We start from the raw sequence: 16,941 nt of genomic DNA, 5'->3' as shown, positions 1-16,941 counted from the left end.
ACAATTACAAGCACTCCTGGAACCAGCTCCTCGTTGCTTATGCGATAGGAAAGGCTGCTGCCAACCAAAAAAGCCCAACCGCGACAATAGAATCGATTAAACGCGAAATCAGCGCGGTAAAGGTTCAAATTGGGACGACGAGAAAGCAGAAAAAAACATTATTGCGCCACCAATTGTGCTCAATCGTTCGCACAGCCGGAGAAGTAAATTTCAGCAGCGCGGAACGTTCCATCGGTGCGTTTACATTGCACAACAACGTCAACCGAAATCTCCAACATACGTCGGATGTCAGCGCGTTCGAGTGCGCTTCCCCCTTCCGATTCCTTGACTAGTAAAGTCAGTTGCTCGAAGGCAAGTCTGGCAGAATCTGCATGAACTGTTGTGATGGATCCTGGATGGCCCGAGTTGATATTGCGAATATAATAAAACGCGCTTCCATCCCTGAGTTCCTGCAGCAATATTCGATCGGGACGCATTCGCAGACACGATTCGAGTAATTCCTTCGGACCTGCATTCGATACCCCCTGCGAGCCCTTTGAATAAAACAGACGCACCTGATTTGGTTGGGAAATTATAAGTTCCGGGCTGTCTTCAATCGAAATGACACGCTCGTGTTGTGGAATATGCTTGATAAGAGCTTTTGAAAGAGTGGTTTTTGCGGACCCTGTCGCACCAGAGATAATGATATTTTTCCGCGCGATAACAGCTTGACGAAGAAACTCCTTGAATTGCCCCCTTTTGTAGAGTTCTCGTAAACGTTCTTGTTCTTTTGAAAGGGCACGAAAGCTTGTTTGCGTATGAGAGAAAAAGCCATTGGCGTCCAGATCATCAAGCGTAAAATCAAGCGATGATGGTTTGCGGATTGTGATGCTGACCGTTCCTTTCGTGGTGGCGGGTGGAATGATAATTTGAATTCGCTCGCCAGCTGGAAGTGTTGCCGAAAGTATCGGTCGCGTTTCATTGATGGTTTGATGGGAAAAGCTCGCCACCGCCCGGGCAAGGCGCATGAGTTTTTCAAAGGAAAGCCCAGGAAGATCGTGTATCTGCCAACCACCCGGCCCTTCCGTCAGCACCTGACCCGGATGATTGACAATGATCTCATACAACGAGCAATCATCCAGGAAGACCGCAAGAGGCTTTAGAAGTTCACGAACGACGGTGATGTCCTGGGCTTCAGCCATTTGTCCACCTATTTTGTCACAAGCGTCGATGGCGGTTGGAAATCACCCAAAGCCGCCCGATCGAGAATGCGATTTCCAGGTTCGGTTACACGGAGCTGGTAAACGCCTGCAAAATCGAGATCGCGAGCGACAAAGATGGAGACCAATTCCCCCTGATGTTTGTGGAGTGTCGGGGCAATATTAATTGATTGCTCCACTGCAATGGCAGCAGCCTGTTTGCCGGCATCCGCGGTATTTTGTGCATCAAAATTGCCGTCTTGCAGACGACTGCTCGCGTAACTTGTCGCATCGCCGACGACGGAAAGGAGAAGCGCACTGCCGAAGCGCTCCCACCAATGCGTATCGACCTGCCCACCAACGCCAGCGCGGCCAAGCGCATCGGTTGCTGGCGAGGCAAGCGTAACGATCACACCTTGAGGCGTTTTCGCCCTATTCCAAAGCACAAACAGACGTTTTTGACCCCGTTGGAGACCACCACGATATTCCCCGACAAGCTGGGTTCCTTTTTCCATCAGCACCACGCGGCCGTTATCGGATAAAACGTCGCGGTTGATCACACAGCTTGCAAAGCCCGGCTGATCCGAGGCAAGTGCCGTTTCGAGCACACAAGGGATGGAAGTCCCCATGGCGATGATGAAATCACGATTTGCGAGCGTACCGGCGCGCGAACCCTCAAGTCGGGTCGGCCGCAGCAGATTTTCGAACCGTTGTTCATCGGCATTCTGCTGGTTCTGGCCAATAAAATTGCCGTCGATCGGTATAAAATTCCTATCTTCTACCGCATTATTACCGTTCCCCCCTCCGCCTCGTGAGGGCGAATTTTTCTGCCCTCCGCTATAAGCCATGACGGGCGCACGACGGGCGGCATCAAGCAATTCGTCCACTTCGGGCATAGGTTCTTCAAGGACCGGTGTTGGCAGTTTTACCTCCGGCTTTTCTTCAACCGGTTCTGTCTTTTCTCTTGCCGCCTCAAAGGGTGTTGTTTGGCGGATCACGACGCGCTCGGTCTGGCTATTGTTATCCTTTGTTTTGCTTCCAGATGTCGACCAAAGAGCAAAGCCAATGAACAACACAATGGCGAGTGCAACAGCCCCGCGCTTGAGAACAGGATTATTGTCGATGCGTGTAGCCGTAACCGTTTCGGCGCGCTCACCAGGGATCTTGTCTTCCTCATTCTCGGCCATCTTACTCACTTCCCCTGTCCCGCCAGATCCGGTTTCACGATGCGTTCAACGGACGGAGACGTCGTGTTTGTGGCAGGGTTGATGCCAACCCGGTCATAGGCTTCATTGAATACGCACAGCACATCTTTGCCCCGTCGCAGAATGAATTTGCGGCTTAACGTATGGACCATGACCAGATTGCCATCGACAGTTTTGGGCACGAGGCTCTCCGAACCGTCAGAATTTTCCATATAGATTGCAGGCATTTCCTGATTACCCGCAAAGGAGAATGTTGTGATTTTACCGTTGTCGTAGACGCTTTGCGGCTCCAGTGCCTGTGCCCCTTGTGCGGAGTAGCGCCAATTGCGCGGACCATATGCCTCGTGAAGCGACAGCACATTATCAGCATCTCTGGCTTGGGCTGTGCGCGCCTGAGCCGCAGCTTGCTGGCGACGCAGTTCAGCTTCGTCGTGTGGATATCGGAATTTCACGTAAAAGTAAGTATTCTCTCCGACTTCTACCGAACCCTCCCGCACCTTAAGTTCCATCTGGTAACTGCGCGTAGACCCGTCCCGACGTGTCGTTACAACGGAGATATTGGTAACCGGCTGGTTTTCTCGTGGTTTTAAAAACAGGATATTACCGGCTGGTGCGACTTCCCAGGCGACGCTGTTGCCAAGCGCCACATGTGCAATTTCCTCATCCCGGGCAAACTCGACTTGAACCGAGGAGCGCAAGGATCCGATGATCCTTGTGATATTGTAGGGCTGATAACTGACAAAACGGACACGACTGTCCTGCGATGCTGTTGTTGGTATCTCCAACGCGAGGACACTGGAAGCGGATGAAGCCAGAAAAAATGTGACAATGATTGGAAAACGCATCAATCGATTGCCTCCGGATCTGCACGATATTCACTAACCGCGAAACCAAGCGGGTTCACCAGTCGGTCTGTCGATGACATGGGAGCGTTGGCGTAGGAATAGGTAAGGGTCGCAACAAAATGAGTTGTCCGGACTTCTTCACCGCGCGTTAGGCTACGTATGTAGCGTACCGACACCACGTTTTGATTGATGAGCGCGATGGAGACGATGTTAATCCGCACCGTGGCAGAGCGGCCATAGACATTTTGTGGTGATTGCGGGTTGCTGCCGCGATAAGTGGCCGCAAACCGCGCCTGTTCTGCCTGTGTGGATAGAAGCGCAATTGTTCGAAAATTTTCCTGGGATTCGCTCCAGACGTAGCCTTCGCGTCCACGAACATATTTTGCTGCAAAATATTTGGTCACGGCTTCGTCGTAAGTACCAGCAGTCGCCGACAGCGCGGAAACGACATCAACGATCCCGGTGGAATTGTCGACGCGAACCACGAAAGGTTCGACAGTTTTCAGCGGCGCAAGGCTTGCAACTGCAAGGATTGATATGCCAGCAACAATTCCGGCCGCAATTGCGATCGACCAGGCCAAGCGATTTGAACGCTCAACCTCGATCATGCGGTCTTGATCAAAGCGACGCGCTTTTTCGAAATAGCTTTTGAGATTGTCTGTCGTGACCATCAATCCTCGCAATCGCCGAAAGAGGCATCAATATCGAAATGATCAAAAGCGCTCGATTGTTTGTTCTCATGGACAAAGCGCGTGATGGCTTGCGCATCGGGCTTCGGCGATGCACTCGATCTTTCCCATTGCCACATTGCGCGGTTCAGAGGTCTTCGCGCATTTCCATCGCATTTCGGCAAGGGATTTGTCAGCGACGCACAACTGACAAGTGCGAGCGCGATCCCGAGAAACAAGGTCGGTTTGATTACTGACAAATACCTGTTTTTCATCGCCGCAGACGAGGTCATAAGCAGGTCTCCTTCGCTCACAATGCTCTTCTCATCATGCGTGTGCCGCGAGCCACAAACCCCGCGCTCCGCGACGTTGCCTTGGCAAGCAATCCTTCATGCGCATCGCGTGAAGCTGTGTAGCCATAAGCCAGAGACGCTCCGCCGGACGCGAGAGCCGAAGCGATGCCTGGAAGCTGATAAAAGACATAAAGAGCGGCAATGCCGATGGCACAAAGCGCGATGGGACGCATCAAGACGTCGGAATAGCCCTCGATTGCTGTAAAAGTTGTGTCGAGGCATGCAATCAGCAGCGCTCCAACAGCGACGACAAGAACCTGAAGAATGACAAAATTTGCCACTTGTCCGATCCAGGCCTCTGTGAAGCGTCGCGTCGACTGGAACATGGCAAATGCAATGAAGATTGGGCCGATCGCCAGCACGATGGCTAGTGCCAATCGCGCATAAAGTGAAACGACATAGCCTATTCCCGCGACAAGAAAGCTCACGCCAATTACCAATAATCCGCCAACACCAGTTACAATATCGATGGGCCAGGAGGATCGTGACCAGATGTCGGTCGCTGAGTTCTGTCCTTTATCCAGCAGACTATCGAAGGTCGATGCGCTCGGCGCCGCACCGGAATTTAAAGCTTGCGAAATCTCGCGCGGCAGCTGTTCGAAAAAAATATTGGTGACATAGGTCTGGTATTCGCTGGCGTTCTTGACCAGCGTCATGATGATCGCAAGCTTGATCGCGCGAAAAGCAAAATCAAGGATGGGTTCATGCACCGAACCGCGCAAAATAAGATAACCAAACAAGATAACGTAAAGGGTCACGGCAACAGTAAGCGGGCCGAAAACCCATTCGGCAATGTTCGACGTCCCATCGGATATGAACATCTCCAACGGCCGCTTGAATTGTCCATCAATAAACTCGAAAACGTGATACACGGTGCTAGCCTCCAAGCGCCTTGCGCATATTCTGGAAACGCAACTTGCTATTGGCTGCTTCGGCATTCATGCAGTTAGCCGTATTGCGCAACTCACCTGGATTGTTGCGACACTTGTCGAGAATGCGTGACAGCATTCCCTGATCGGTCAACAATTCTTCGACCGTATAGGTCGCTTCAGCTTTCTCTGTGCATGCGGACAGAAGGACGAACGCTGTCAGGATCAGGACATTTTTCATTTCAGCGCCCCCTTCATTGCATCCATGCGACGGCGCCAATCTTCTGCCTTGCGCTGATCATCAACCTGCGTTTGCGCCTGCTGAACCATGCGCAAGCCTTCCATGCGCAGCACATCGGTTTGCACAAAGGCTTGCTCGGCCAGAAGCCTTGCTTGCAAATCGGCAATTTCCTTGGCTTCACTTGCCGTGGAAATTTTCTGACGGAGTTCATCAATTCCTTCGATGCGTTTTGTTGCTGCGTCGTAAATTTTCTGGCCGATCCCAATCTGGCCGGCATTTTTGTTCTGCACACGGGACAGTTCTTTTGCGTAAAAATCGTCAGCCGAGGTTTTGTAAGTCGTATTTTTGTCGAGGAATTTTGTTGCAGCATCGTTCAACGCCCCGCTGCCATTGCCTTCGAATAATCCTTCTACGGCAGCAAATTCCGGCGGAAGGGCTTTTCGGATCGCTGGATCATTGAGAACCTGTGCAACATCCGCCATATCTGTCAGCTTGTTGAAAGAGGTATAAAGCTCTTCGGCCTTCTCAATCTGCTGATGAAGAGCATCGAGCTGCGATTTCAACTGCGCGATACTTTCCAGATGTTTGGCGATCGCTGTTTGATCAATGACAGGGATGCCCTGCCCCATCGCAGCTCCTGTCGACAAGGTCAGCACTGCAGCCATCATTGCGCAAAAACGTCTATAGGAAGCCATCAACTTGCACTCCTTCTTTTCAGGAAAACTGGAAGCCAGTCCGCAGGATCGTTCCCGATTTCAGCGCGGATCGTATCGACAAGCTCGACATTTCCGGTACGACCGGAAAGAACAGCCAGTTCATCATCAAGGCCGTTCAGGTCGAGCTCTGCAACGACGCTGTTGTGACCCTGTTTCAACAAGAATTGCCGGCTTTCGACTGATAGTTCGCGCGCAATCAGTTCGTATTCACGTTCGGTAAGCTTGAACCCATTGACATAGTCAGCGTGATTACCGCGCGAATTCGGGAGGAAAATCTGCGTGGGACATTGCTCGATAATCGTATGAGCAATTGGAGAGACAATCGCATCGCGCGGGCTTTGTGTTGCAAACAGCATCAGACCATTTTGCTTGCGGATGGTTTTGAGCTTGTTTTGCGCCAGATCGCGAAAGCCATCGTCCTGCAGCGCTTTCCAGAATTCATCGATGACGATGAGTATGCGTCTTCCGTCAATCAGCTGTTCGACACGATGAAACAGATAGGCCATAAGGGGCGTGCGGATTTCTTCATGGTCGAGAAACTCCGTCATGTCGTAGCCGACGAATTTCCCGCCTCTTCCTGCCCTCATCGGGGCAAATTCGTTGAGGCCAATATCGTCATCGACATTGTCGAACACCCAGCCAAGCGGCCCTTCGAGTTCCCAACGGCGAAGCCTGGCAGCGATCCCTTCAGGATCGGTATTGTTCAAGAATGTGCGTAGTGCACCAATCGTTCGGCGCTCTCTAGGCAGATCTGATAGGCCATCGATCGCAACAGCGATGTCACGCAGTTCGGTTACGGTCAAATCTCGAACGTTGGAGCGAACAAGTTTGCCAACCCATAAAGCAAGGAACACTTTATTTTCAGGCGTGAGCTCGAGCGCCTTTAAAGGAGCGCATCCGGTCGGACTACCATTTTTAAGCGGAAGATATGTTCCGCCGGCGGCCCGCACATAAAGGTCGGCTCCACGATCCTTGTCGAAGAACACAACATGAGGATCGTGTTTTTCGAGTTGAGAAAGCATGAAGTTGATGATGACCGTCTTACCGGTACCCGATGGTCCGCACATGAAGGTATTGCCGAGATCGCCGTAATGAAAATTGAAATAGAACGGTGACCCGGAAGCCGTCTTCAATAGCGCGACAGCTGGTCCCCATTCGTTATTGTCCTTCTGACCGATCGGATACGAATGATAGGGTGAAAGCGCTGCAAAATTACGCGATGTAATCGCCCCGGACCGTGCACGGTAGCGGAAATTCCCAGGAAGCTGTGCCCACCAGGCGGCTTCCAATCCAAGATCTTCGCGTGCAACGACGGCCCCACCGCTCGTAAGACTTGCCCGCGCCTTGGCGAGGTTATCGGCGAGATCTTTGACGGAGGAAGCAAAGACGGCAAGCGAAAGATGATGCCCGCCCAGAACAAATCGATTTGATTCAAGGTCGTCCATCGCTCGGTCGAGGTCACCAATCTGGGATGCTGCTTTGTCACCACTGCTAAGCATCTGATTTTGCTTACGACCCAGGATCGAGCGAGCGTCTGATTTGGAGGTGAATGCAAAGGATTGCGTCAGGATAAATTCAAATGGACTAGAGAGCACTCCATCGAGCATGCCTGTTCTGGTGCGAGCTGGATATTCTTTGAAACTCAGTATACCGGCATAGCGGTTTTCGGCCTCGTGCCGGATCTCGACAGTTTCTCGCCCGATGATAACGCGGTCAGAGTAAATAGCGGAAGAAACTGGTCCTTCCGTCAACGGAACGGGCTCGCGCCTACCACCAACCAGTTGGTGCAAAACTTCGCTCAGTTGTGAATATACAAGCCCGCCTCGCTCGTAAAGCGAAAGCACGCGCGGCTGAAACCGCTCCAGGCCTGCAGTTACATTAATCACCTTGTCCTGAAGATCTTTAAACGCCTCCTCATCAAGTTCGACATTTTGCGCTCGTCTTAGCTTTGAAAAAAATCGCGTGGTTTTATCTGCACCGTAACGGGCCGGAGACCAGAGCAGCGTGAGATAAAGGTCGTTACAAAAGAGGTTTTCGCCAGCCATCTTGAGGCGATATTTTTCGTTAAGGGCGTTCGAAAACGCTGCCGAAAATTCTCCGTCCGGATAACTGTCGTTCCGCCGCCTGATAACATGCGTCCATAAGGCAAGCCGCTCATCGGCGATGTTGCGATAAAGGGTGTTGAGGTCACGGTGTAATCCATTCAAATCGAGCACATCTGCCGTTTCGAATGACACTCCTTCCAGTGCGATCATCACCATCAGCGTTCCGGCGTTAAGAGCAATCGTCGTCTCATCGACATGACGGACGTAAGGAATGTAGATTTCCGGTCGAAGTTCTCGGACCTTTAGCTTCATGATGTCAGGCAAGGTTGAGATCCCTTTCATCATATCGACGTATCAGGCAAAGCGGAGATAGCGTTGCCCCACCCCAATATCCGCTATTGCGAGATCGACCACGCGTATCCACCCATGCGAGCACAATGCGAAACATGTTATGGTCGTGTTTGATGAGAGCTCGAAAAACGAAATGGAAAACGATGCCGACAAGAGCATAGGAAATCGAGCCAGCAAGGAGATAGAATATCGTCGTTGCCATGACGTTGATGCCCATGGCCTCCATCGTCACGCCAGCAACCATAGCGGGTCGGGTGCAGGCGAGAAACAACGTGTCTTCTTCGAAGATTGGCCCAACACTTGTCATCGCTCAGCTTCCAACGATCGTGCCAACAAGCTCGGATGAACCAGCAATGATGCCGATCCCGATGATCCAGTACCCTGCCCGACGCAAATCCATGTAACCAAACATCCATGCGATGGCGATCACGATCACCGCAATGGTCGCAAGCAGTCTGAATATGTTGCCGGTGAGGAGATCAACGATGTTTTGGAGAATGGTTTCGATGCCCGCGGCTTGTGCAAATGCAGGCTCGCTCACTATCGGCACAATGGCCGCGGCCATAATGCAAGAGGCGACAATTGGACGGAGGCGGCAATAGAAATTCATTCGCTTTGCTCCTTTTGATTGTTCTCAAACACGAGAACCGATAAATTGCGTGGGCTCCTGAAGACATCCCACGAGGATAGAGATGGGACGGAAGCTGCTTCCTCCGCAGCATTATTGGCCGCACTCTGTCCGCTTTTGCTTGTCACAGCGCCAACAGATGTTTCATGCGCCCCGCCCCGTTGCTCCACGGCATTTTCGATGACGAGCTTGGCCATGCTTGGCCGGAGCTGTTTGATTTTCTGGAAGACCTGTTCGTCGTATCGGACCATTTCACCGATCGAGGCGTCACCACGCCCATACCAGGATCTCAGCATCCGTTTTTCAGCCCTTATCGGGTCGAAATTTTCCTCGACTGCATGGCGATAATAGCCATCGAGAAGATGAGCAGTTGTTTTGAGATTCAAACAGGGATCGAATGCGTCAGCGATCGATAGATTTGATTTTCTCAAGTCCTCAAGGCTGATACCGCCCAGACCAAGCTGAATGTCCTGTTGCTCGGCGACAAGTGAAGTTGCAACCTCGATCGCTTCGGCTTTTGTTGCTGGCTGCTGCTTGAGCGGCAAACCGCTGTTAATGCGAATATTAAAAGGGGCAAAACCACTTTCCAGGCTGACGACACCGGCAAGCGTTTCGGGCGAAACAAAAGCTGCGCAAGTTTGAGCGAGAACGAGAAACGAAACAGGCATGGCTTAGTACCACACTCTGTGTTTACCCAAGCGGTCGATGGTCACATCGATATAACTCGGTTTTTCGCGAACGAATGGCCGGGTGGTTACATATGCCAAGCATTGATTGCGGCTATTGTTTCGCTGCATTCGCGGCGAGATGACCGTCTTTTCAGTGGAGGCAATGCTTCTTTCGTTCCGGCAAAAGGCGCCATCCACAGCCTGAAGAGATGTTGAGATACATGTCGCCGCACGTCCGCCTGCACTTTGTCCGGCAAATAGACGATATCCGGATTGACAATAATACGGCTCATAGCGCGGCCGCGAACTTTTGAAACCAATACCATTGCAAGTGGGAAATGAATGGCCTCTTGCCAGCCAACTCCAGAGTTTCTGGATAGGCGGTCGGCATTCGGAATATTGCATTGGGCCGCCAGGATTGGATAAACACAGGATAACTTGGCATCCCCAGCTTTCGGCGCGAGCGTCGGGAGCTTGAATGAGGTATAGTGAACCGCAACCCATAACCCCTATCGTAAGTTTTAAGAGAAAGCTTCTCATGCTCATAACTCCGTTATCGACTGTCTTTCGACGTTATGATGAAGTAAGGTCACCAGCACTCATACTAATCAAATAATGCATAGTTAAAAAAATGGCAAGCTTTTTAAGTGATCGATGGCAAAGTCAGGCACTTGCGGTCTTCGCGGTTCGTGAAATTCTCGAAAAACCGCTCGCGGATGAATCACCTCAATCCCGCATCAAACAGATTGGAATGGTAAACATCCTCTACATGATGCATCAGGCTCACGAGCCTTTAACCCTTGCAAATGTTATGGTTTTTACAGGAATGACCCGCGGCGGCGTCATTGAAACGATGGAATCCCTTGTGCAACGCGGCATTCTTACCGAAACAATGGGCAAGAATTCCATGGGCAGAGGCACAGCGCGACAGTTCGAGTTTGCGCCTGAGGTTTTTGCGCAAATTCGTTCAGCAAGTTAATGGAAACGAGCGCCTATACTATAAAAAGTATTTCCATTGGATCAACATTCGTATTGCTTCGCGGACGTAGCGAGTTGGAACGCGCAATAAATATGCATCCGACTGAACTTTACTGTGCCATCTACCGCGCATCGTTCATTTCTTCCAGGTAATCGGAACAGATTTTCTCAATCTGAGCGATAAGCAGGTTCGTTTGCTTCAGGAGCCAACGCAGCGCTTCTTCGGTAATGTCAAAATATGGAGAATAACGCGCTTTCACATATGCTTCGTTGACCATATTGAACCAAGACTTGTAGCGTTGTTGATCTTGCGGCCATACCTTCGTCAGTTCGTTTCGATGCCCTTCAGCGAGCCGACGCAAGAATTTTAGATTGTGTGAAGCAGGTGAGTAATTTGTAGTCACTAGCAAAAAGCTTGAATAAGCCTGTTCAACCGCCTGATGAAGTAGGAAGGCAGCCTCTTTGAGATCACCCTGATTAATGCCAAATTGAGCAAATCTGGTAAATGCACGCGCATGTGGCAACCGATCATCAAAGTATTCCTTCGCGATACGATAGGCGTCTTCCCGATTGAGAACACCCGGTTGGGCGAGCGGCTCGGGATCAAGTTCGTAAAGTACGATGCCTTCCTTGCGAATGTCAGTGAAGAAATATCGCCCTTCCTTAATTCGCGTGTTTACGTCACGAAGCGAATGGACAATGAAATTTACCGGTGTCTGCACGTCCCGCATATGCATGAGCCGGTCTTCCGCTTTCCGCCAGAACTCGAAGTCCGCCAGCTTTCGATTATTCACAATGATCAGCAGGTCGAAATCGGACCGATAACCCTTGCCTGTATATGGCTCATCAACCTGTGTACCACGAGCATATGATCCAAACAGGATTATCTTGAGGATACGACCGCGCTTCTTGAAATCCGAAGAGCCATCCCTGAGAGCATCTGCAAACTCCTCCAAAATCACCTCTATCACGCGCTGCAACTCGAATTGCTTGACGTGGGGCAAGTGATCAACGCGGTCTTTCATAAACAAGGGCATATCCATCATTTTGACGTAAGAGGCGAAATATTCTGTAGGTCTGCACAGGATGCAAAATCCAGCAGCCGGGATCAACAAAGCCTTTGCAAAGTTTCGGTAAAATTAAACCATAACAGATACACAAAAATCTGCAGAATGACGAAACTCTCCTCGTTTTAAAATATCTTACTCCAACGGTCGACATCGCCAAATATCTGAAAGGCGATTCTTGCCATAACTATTTGATTCTGTTACAAGTACAACATCGCATTTGCGACACACATGCCAGGGACGACAATGCAGCGACAGCTGTTGATATACCGATTGGCGGTCATTCCTAACGTCCGGCTCTATTTTCTTTCACCCCTGTGTCGGACGCGGGAGGAAGTCGTGGTGTTGCAAATAGCGGATGTGAAGGCTGCTCGGGAATTATTGCAGGACGACGTTGTGCTGAATGGAGCAGATGAATGCCTGATCGTCGATTCAACGAGGCGCATTTATGCAGACACGGCACCTACAGCCGCTGCATTTTTCGCGCTTGACGCCTGGTTCGAGGATGATCAGCGGAATTTTCAGTTCTGGACGCGGATTTTTCAGCGCCTCATGAATTGAAGCTTACTGCGATCGGCCTGCAGGCCGATCAAGCGCGTAGCCTCGCCCCTGCACCGTTCTGATCAGATTTGAACCATGCCGCGCCAATGCACGCCGGATATGTCCGATATGAATGTCGACTGTACGTGGTTCGACGATAGCTCCCCGACCCCATACAGCATCGATAAGGTCTTGCCTGCTCCAGACAATTTCAGGCTTTTGCATGAGCGCTTCAAGTAGACTGAATTCTAACGGTGTGAGATCGACGTGATGACCGTTTCGATACACCCGGAATTGAGACCGGTTCAGCAATAGGTCGCAATAGGTCAAAACAACTCGTGTGGCGCCAGTCGTGGCGAAATCGCCTCGGTACCTTTGGAGAAATTGTAGCAAAATAAATGGATCGAACGGGCGTTTGAGGACCAAATCCAATCGTTCATTGATCCCGAACCTACTATCGATACCGCTTTTTGCCAGTAAAATCAGCGCGAGACCGGGAAGCTGCTCCCTGAGGTGAAAAAACTCGGAAAGGTCAGCGTCGCCGCTGTCCCATATCAATACGTTCGAATTCCGTTCGCCACCTATCTCGGCAGTGGTCAAGTCTCTGAGCTCTGATACGAGTTGCGCATCGAACCCTTCAACCGAGAGCAGATGACGAAGCATCAAAAACAATTGCGCGTCAGATGTCTTTATAAGAACCTTCGACATAATCTTCATCGTCCCGTTTAAGCACTATTAGGGCGAAACGTATTCTCCCCCGTTTACATCGATCGTGGCGCCATTGACGAAGCCAGCATTTTCCGACACGAGGAAAGCAATCACAGCTGCTACGTCGTCAGGGCTCCCCAACCGGCCGACTGGAATACGCAAAAGGGCATTGCGATTTACGTCGGAACCAACCGGTCCGGTCATTCCGGTTACGATATGCCCCGGCGCAACAATGTTGGCCGTAACGCCGGTCCCACTAAGCGTGGATACGAGGGAACGAAGGCAACCCGATAGCGCAGCTTTTGATGCCGTGTAAGCGCTGCCAGCAAGCCTGGGCACCGTCCTGCTAGCGATAGAACCAACCAAAACAATTCTGCCGAAGCGCCGTTTAATCAGATCGGGTAAAACGCATTGGCAACAAAGGACGGGTCCAATCAGATTGGTTGAAAGGACTGCATTCCATTCTTCCATTGACGTCTCGACAAACGCTGCAGCTTTGCCATCCTTGGCTTTGGGCGATATGCCCGCATTACAGATCAAGGTGTCTGGCGAACCCCAATGACCTCGCACCATATCGAAGAAGCCGACAATAGCTGCCGGCTCATTTATATTTACACATCGAAAAAAGATCGCATCTTCCCCGAATTGCGAAATGAGCAATTCTCCGGCCTTCGAGACTCGATGAGGCGTTTGCCCGAAAAAGGCTACTTTGTAGCCTTCTCCCGCTAACCGTCTAACCGTTGACAGCCCAATGCCTGAGCTGCCCCCGGTGACCACCGCTATACGCTCACGCGCTCCAACCGTCATGCTGCCTGATCCATTGCCGCAAAAAGAGAAAGCGGAGGATGAGCGTCGGGATCCGTTATCACTTCAATGAGCGACGGTTTACCGCTTTGAATGCTCAGACGTAGCTGCTCCGATAAGTCAGCAGCATTATCGACAGTGGCAGATCGGCATCCGCACGCTGAAGCGACCGCTGCGTGATCAACCGGCGCAAAATGGCACGCCGTTGTGTAGCCGCCGAATTTTACGGTTTCCGCATCTTTCTGGAACCCCAATACGCCATTGTTCAAAAGGATGATGGTGACGGGAAGTTGCATACGTACCATCGTCTCCAGTTCGGCCCAACTGTGCGCAAATCCACCGTCCCCTACGAGGGCCACCACAGGCTTGTCAGGTCGGGCAACCTTTACCCCCATCGCAAGCGGTAGGCCCCATCCGAGGCCAGCAAGCCCGCGCGGTGTGATGAACCTCGTGCCCATCTTGCGACAGCGAAGCTGACCGACAACCCACATCGACGAATAGCTCGCATCCGCCACAACCGTGACGTCATGATCGAGCCAAGGCTGCAATTCTTGCATAACGCGCTCAGGTCGCATGGCACCTGACCGATCCTCAAGAACCGGTCGGCGAGCTTCATCATATCCGGCCCAGAAACCCGCAATTCTTTCTTCATAAGCCAGGCGCGGCATACTACGCTGAAGGAAGGTTCGTTTAGACAACGCTTCGCATAAGGCCGTGAGCGTTTCTCGTGCATCGCCGTGCAAACGCAACGCCTCGTAATTACGCCCAATCTCGCCGGGGTCGATGTCAATGTGGATGACTTTTGCAGAAGCAGGAATCTGCTGCCAATTATCGGTTCCGTTCTGATTAGTGCGTGTTCCGGCAAGGATTACCAGATCGGCTTCATTCATAAGTTGACGACTGTGGAAACCCAGCGATCTAGGACCAGTCAGAGATCCTAGAACTCCAGCTGATAGAGGATGGAATTCGTCAACTACGCCTTTGCCCATATTGGTCGTGAACACTGGTAAAGAAGCCATTTCTTGAAGCCGAGCCAATGCCGCCGCCGCGCCACTGGCATGAATACCCCCTCCGGCAAGCACAACAGGGTTGCAAGCTTCAGCGATAGAATTCGCCGCAGTCTGAATAACGTCGTCGGATGGACAAAACCTATCGAGCGGCCAGTAGCCAAGACAAGCAGTTCTCGGCTTGTCGATCTTCGGAGCCGAGCTACGCAGAAGATCCGCAGGCAACAAAAGCGCAACCGGTCCCGATCGCCCGCTTGTCGCCGCGGTAAAAGCTGCATCGATGTAATCATCGACGCGCTCGGCCACATTGAGTCGACGAACCCATTTTGTGCAGGATTGGAAGAGAGCGATTTGGTCGATATCCTGAAAGGCATTCTTGTCCATTTGGTTTCGCTCGACGTCCTGTACAAGCGCGACAACTGGAATACTCGCCTTCATGGCTTCAGCTAATGGTGGAACAAGCAGCGTGGCAGCCGGACCGTTCTGTGCCGCGACGACACCAACCTTGCCGGAAACCCGGGCATAACCGTCCGCCATTGCTCCGCCCATATTCTCCTGACGATAGGCGATCTGACGAATACCGCGGGCTTCAGCGGCAAGAATAACAGCAGAGGGCAGACTTTGTGCGAAGATCACCTCCACACCATGACGGACAAGTGCTTGAGCGATACGATCGGCAACGCTTTCGGTAATTGCGGCATGTATCATGGGTGGTCCTCCCGTACTGGGTTTTGTGCAAGGAAATCATCAAAAAGCGAGGCAATGAGGTCGACTTCCGTTTCGCCCATCGGGGTCGATAGGCTGGCCGCGGCTCCAAAGGGGAGCAGCACGCCATTGCGGGCGAAATACCGTGTAAGCTCTCGCATGCGTAAGGCCTGATCTGAGGTCATGATCGAAGCACGGTAATCAGTTGGCGCTTCACGTTTTGGATGAATGCGAAAAAGGGAAGCGGCTCCAGTGAGCGAATAGGGAGCCTGTCGCAACTGAGCGATCTGCGAGAGACGCGATCGCAAGGCATCTCCAAGTTCCTCAAGTCGTGCGAAGGCATCGGGTTGCAATGCATTCATAGCAGCGAGACCTGCAGCCATGGAGACCGGGTTAGCGGAGAACGTGCCACCTTGCGGCACCGGCAGCTTACCATCCCGTTTTTCGAAGACCGACATGACTTCTGCGCGCCCGCCGATGGCTCCAATTGGAAAACCACCGCCTATGATCTTACCGGTTGCTATCAGATCGGGACTAAGACCGTAACGATCCGAAGCCCCCCTGTAACCTTGCCGGATATTCAACACCTCGTCGGCGATCAGCAGAATGCCATGCTCTTGCGCGAAGGTTGCCAGTGCTCCGATAAATCCTTCGCTTGGCGCAAATAGTCCCGCACGGCTCGGCATCGGATCAATCAAAATTCCAGCGATCCGATGCGCGTGGTCTTCAAGTTTCGAAACAATCTCCTCCTTGTCATTGAACTGGAGCACGATTACATCGTCGCCAAGGCTCGACGGCGCGCCACGATATCCTGGTCGTGCAACGTTTCGACCCGGCTCGTTGGTGGGATAGGTGCCGGTTTGCCCCGCTTCTGCCCAGTCGTAACTCCCGTGATAAGCTCCCTCAAAGCGAACGATCGCAGAGCGGCCTGTAAACGCTCGTGCAGCCTTGATGGCGAACATGATCGCTTCGGTCCCGCTGTTTACGAAGCGAACCCTTTCCATTGCCGGGATGCGCGAGATCAGCAATTCGGCCAGCGCGATCTCATGTTCTGTTGGATTGGAAAAACAGGTGCCGTTTCGAAGCAGCCGCGCGACCACTTCCGCAACCGGTTCGAAACCGTGTCCGTGAATAAGCGTAGTGAAGTTGTTGTTGAGGTCCAGAAGACGGTTATCGTCCACATCAACCAGATAGGCGCCATCACCGCGGTCAATGTAGATCGGTATCGGATCGATATCGATCGTGGCGCGTGACACACCTTGCGGCAAAGCCTGCAGGCTGCGGGCGTAAAGGCGTGACGATTCCGTTCTCTGCATGGGATCCTCACGATGTATTCTTGAATAGGATATCATTGATTGGGCCTTT

The 16,941-nt window shown here is 51.8% G+C and carries 20 protein-coding genes; 2 read left to right on the top strand and 18 right to left on the bottom strand.

Going from position 1 to position 16,941, the window contains the following annotated elements:
• Positions 1–179: 179 nt before the first annotated feature.
• The 13 genes from virB11 to KWJ32_RS21580 are packed head-to-tail and all read right to left on the bottom strand — an operon-like array spanning position 180 to position 10,271.
• Entirely contained in the window at positions 180–1,181 is a 1,002-nt protein-coding gene (gene virB11 / locus KWJ32_RS21640) for a P-type DNA transfer ATPase VirB11 (protein WP_125301954.1), read from the bottom strand.
• Positions 1,182–1,189: 8 nt separating this feature from the next.
• Entirely contained in the window at positions 1,190–2,365 is a 1,176-nt protein-coding gene (gene virB10, locus KWJ32_RS21635; RefSeq protein ID WP_094513446.1) for a type IV secretion system protein VirB10, read from the bottom strand.
• Positions 2,366–2,370: 5 nt separating this feature from the next.
• Positions 2,371–3,228: a P-type conjugative transfer protein VirB9 gene (virB9, locus tag KWJ32_RS21630; protein WP_094513447.1), complete on the bottom strand. Its 858-nt coding sequence runs from the start codon at positions 3,226–3,228 to the stop codon at positions 2,371–2,373.
• Complete coding sequence (locus KWJ32_RS21625; RefSeq protein ID WP_151609766.1) at positions 3,228–3,899, bottom strand: virB8 family protein; 672 nt, start codon at positions 3,897–3,899, stop codon at positions 3,228–3,230. The genes virB9 and KWJ32_RS21625 overlap by 1 nt, the downstream gene beginning before the upstream one ends.
• Positions 3,899–4,171 (bottom strand): hypothetical protein, encoded by a 273-nt coding sequence (locus KWJ32_RS21620; RefSeq protein ID WP_080728170.1) that lies wholly within the window; start codon positions 4,169–4,171, stop codon positions 3,899–3,901. Before KWJ32_RS21620 ends, KWJ32_RS21625 begins: the two co-directional genes overlap by 1 nt.
• Before the next feature lie 35 nt (positions 4,172–4,206).
• On the bottom strand, positions 4,207–5,121 hold the full coding sequence (locus tag KWJ32_RS21615; protein WP_125301959.1) for a type IV secretion system protein: 915 nt from the start codon (positions 5,119–5,121) through the stop codon (positions 4,207–4,209).
• A gap of 4 nt (positions 5,122–5,125) precedes the next feature.
• Positions 5,126–5,359 carry an EexN family lipoprotein gene (locus tag KWJ32_RS21610; RefSeq protein ID WP_125301962.1) on the bottom strand — a complete coding sequence of 78 codons (234 nt, stop codon included), beginning with the start codon at positions 5,357–5,359 and terminating at the stop codon, positions 5,126–5,128.
• Positions 5,356–6,054: a P-type DNA transfer protein VirB5 gene (gene virB5 / locus KWJ32_RS21605; RefSeq protein WP_125301965.1), complete on the bottom strand. Its 699-nt coding sequence runs from the start codon at positions 6,052–6,054 to the stop codon at positions 5,356–5,358. Before virB5 ends, KWJ32_RS21610 begins: the two co-directional genes overlap by 4 nt.
• Positions 6,054–8,462: a VirB4 family type IV secretion system protein gene (locus KWJ32_RS21600; protein ID WP_185758019.1), complete on the bottom strand. Its 2,409-nt coding sequence runs from the start codon at positions 8,460–8,462 to the stop codon at positions 6,054–6,056. The genes virB5 and KWJ32_RS21600 overlap by 1 nt, the downstream gene beginning before the upstream one ends.
• A complete protein-coding gene (locus tag KWJ32_RS21595; RefSeq protein ID WP_094513453.1) occupies positions 8,437–8,778 on the bottom strand; it encodes a type IV secretion system protein VirB3 in 342 nt (113 codons plus the stop codon). Before KWJ32_RS21595 ends, KWJ32_RS21600 begins: the two co-directional genes overlap by 26 nt.
• A gap of 3 nt (positions 8,779–8,781) precedes the next feature.
• Positions 8,782–9,081, bottom strand: coding sequence for a TrbC/VirB2 family protein (locus KWJ32_RS21590; protein WP_125301970.1), 300 nt, complete (start codon positions 9,079–9,081; stop codon positions 8,782–8,784).
• Entirely contained in the window at positions 9,078–9,767 is a 690-nt protein-coding gene (locus KWJ32_RS21585) for a type IV secretion system protein VirB1 (RefSeq protein WP_256886233.1), read from the bottom strand. The genes KWJ32_RS21590 and KWJ32_RS21585 overlap by 4 nt, the downstream gene beginning before the upstream one ends.
• Positions 9,768–9,770: 3 nt before the next feature.
• The gene (locus KWJ32_RS21580) at positions 9,771–10,271 is read right to left on the bottom strand and encodes a hypothetical protein (protein ID WP_235819861.1); all 501 of its coding nucleotides are present in this window, start codon (positions 10,269–10,271) and stop codon (positions 9,771–9,773) included.
• A 127-nt stretch (positions 10,272–10,398) separates the two neighbouring features.
• Between KWJ32_RS21580 and KWJ32_RS21575 the strand changes: the two genes are divergently transcribed.
• Positions 10,399–10,746 carry a transcriptional regulator gene (locus KWJ32_RS21575; protein ID WP_204157720.1) on the top strand — a complete coding sequence of 116 codons (348 nt, stop codon included), beginning with the start codon at positions 10,399–10,401 and terminating at the stop codon, positions 10,744–10,746.
• Between the two features lie 121 nt (positions 10,747–10,867).
• On the opposite strand, the gene KWJ32_RS21570 is transcribed toward KWJ32_RS21575, so the two are convergent.
• Entirely contained in the window at positions 10,868–11,770 is a 903-nt protein-coding gene (locus tag KWJ32_RS21570) for a nucleotidyltransferase and HEPN domain-containing protein (protein WP_256886242.1), read from the bottom strand.
• A 288-nt stretch (positions 11,771–12,058) separates the two neighbouring features.
• Here KWJ32_RS21570 and KWJ32_RS21565 point away from each other — a divergent pair, with 288 nt between their 5' ends.
• A complete protein-coding gene (locus tag KWJ32_RS21565) occupies positions 12,059–12,373 on the top strand; it encodes a hypothetical protein (RefSeq protein WP_256886232.1) in 315 nt (104 codons plus the stop codon).
• 3 nt (positions 12,374–12,376) lie between these two features.
• Here KWJ32_RS21565 and KWJ32_RS21560 read toward each other — a convergent pair whose 3' ends face one another.
• From KWJ32_RS21560 to KWJ32_RS21545, 4 genes are read right to left on the bottom strand one after another with little or no spacing between them, the layout of a single operon-like run.
• Positions 12,377–13,060, bottom strand: a complete 684-nt coding sequence (locus KWJ32_RS21560) for a response regulator transcription factor (RefSeq protein ID WP_236020213.1) — start codon at positions 13,058–13,060, stop codon at positions 12,377–12,379.
• A gap of 27 nt (positions 13,061–13,087) precedes the next feature.
• Positions 13,088–13,867 carry a 3-oxoacyl-ACP reductase FabG gene (gene fabG, locus KWJ32_RS21555; RefSeq protein WP_256886231.1) on the bottom strand — a complete coding sequence of 260 codons (780 nt, stop codon included), beginning with the start codon at positions 13,865–13,867 and terminating at the stop codon, positions 13,088–13,090.
• Positions 13,864–15,579, bottom strand: a complete 1,716-nt coding sequence (locus tag KWJ32_RS21550) for an acetolactate synthase catalytic subunit (RefSeq protein WP_256886230.1) — start codon at positions 15,577–15,579, stop codon at positions 13,864–13,866. Before KWJ32_RS21550 ends, fabG begins: the two co-directional genes overlap by 4 nt.
• On the bottom strand, positions 15,576–16,892 hold the full coding sequence (locus KWJ32_RS21545) for an aspartate aminotransferase family protein (RefSeq protein ID WP_256886229.1): 1,317 nt from the start codon (positions 16,890–16,892) through the stop codon (positions 15,576–15,578). Before KWJ32_RS21545 ends, KWJ32_RS21550 begins: the two co-directional genes overlap by 4 nt.
• Positions 16,893–16,941: the final 49 nt, after the last annotated feature.

Source organism: Ochrobactrum sp. BTU2 (assembly GCF_024539785.1).
GTDB lineage: Bacteria > Pseudomonadota > Alphaproteobacteria > Rhizobiales > Rhizobiaceae > Brucella > Brucella anthropi.
This window is presented reverse-complemented; position numbering and strand designations above follow the sequence as displayed.

Excerpts from the sequence above, each read along its gene's own strand:
- virB5 (WP_125301965.1), bottom strand. The coding sequence starts at position 6,054 with ATGGCTTCCTATAGACGTTTTTGCGCAATGATGGCTGCAGTGCTGACC.
- KWJ32_RS21550 (WP_256886230.1), bottom strand. The coding sequence starts at position 15,579 with ATGATACATGCCGCAATTACCGAAAGCGTTGCCGATCGTATCGCTCAA.
- KWJ32_RS21575 (WP_204157720.1), top strand. The coding sequence starts at position 10,399 with ATGGCAAGCTTTTTAAGTGATCGATGGCAAAGTCAGGCACTTGCGGTC.
- virB11 (WP_125301954.1), bottom strand. The coding sequence starts at position 1,181 with ATGGCTGAAGCCCAGGACATCACCGTCGTTCGTGAACTTCTAAAGCCT.
- KWJ32_RS21620 (WP_080728170.1), bottom strand. The coding sequence starts at position 4,171 with ATGAAAAACAGGTATTTGTCAGTAATCAAACCGACCTTGTTTCTCGGG.
- KWJ32_RS21585 (WP_256886233.1), bottom strand. The coding sequence starts at position 9,767 with ATGCCTGTTTCGTTTCTCGTTCTCGCTCAAACTTGCGCAGCTTTTGTT.
- fabG (WP_256886231.1), bottom strand. The coding sequence starts at position 13,867 with ATGACGGTTGGAGCGCGTGAGCGTATAGCGGTGGTCACCGGGGGCAGC.
- KWJ32_RS21570 (WP_256886242.1), bottom strand. The coding sequence starts at position 11,770 with ATGAAAGACCGCGTTGATCACTTGCCCCACGTCAAGCAATTCGAGTTG.
- virB9 (WP_094513447.1), bottom strand. The coding sequence starts at position 3,228 with ATGCGTTTTCCAATCATTGTCACATTTTTTCTGGCTTCATCCGCTTCC.
- KWJ32_RS21545 (WP_256886229.1), bottom strand. The coding sequence starts at position 16,892 with ATGCAGAGAACGGAATCGTCACGCCTTTACGCCCGCAGCCTGCAGGCT.
- KWJ32_RS21600 (WP_185758019.1), bottom strand. The coding sequence starts at position 8,462 with ATGAAAGGGATCTCAACCTTGCCTGACATCATGAAGCTAAAGGTCCGA.
- KWJ32_RS21590 (WP_125301970.1), bottom strand. The coding sequence starts at position 9,081 with ATGAATTTCTATTGCCGCCTCCGTCCAATTGTCGCCTCTTGCATTATG.
- KWJ32_RS21565 (WP_256886232.1), top strand. The coding sequence starts at position 12,059 with ATGCAGCGACAGCTGTTGATATACCGATTGGCGGTCATTCCTAACGTC.
- KWJ32_RS21560 (WP_236020213.1), bottom strand. The coding sequence starts at position 13,060 with ATGTCGAAGGTTCTTATAAAGACATCTGACGCGCAATTGTTTTTGATG.
- virB10 (WP_094513446.1), bottom strand. The coding sequence starts at position 2,365 with ATGGCCGAGAATGAGGAAGACAAGATCCCTGGTGAGCGCGCCGAAACG.
- KWJ32_RS21610 (WP_125301962.1), bottom strand. The coding sequence starts at position 5,359 with ATGAAAAATGTCCTGATCCTGACAGCGTTCGTCCTTCTGTCCGCATGC.
- KWJ32_RS21625 (WP_151609766.1), bottom strand. The coding sequence starts at position 3,899 with ATGGTCACGACAGACAATCTCAAAAGCTATTTCGAAAAAGCGCGTCGC.
- KWJ32_RS21580 (WP_235819861.1), bottom strand. The coding sequence starts at position 10,271 with ATGGGTTGCGGTTCACTATACCTCATTCAAGCTCCCGACGCTCGCGCC.
- KWJ32_RS21595 (WP_094513453.1), bottom strand. The coding sequence starts at position 8,778 with ATGACAAGTGTTGGGCCAATCTTCGAAGAAGACACGTTGTTTCTCGCC.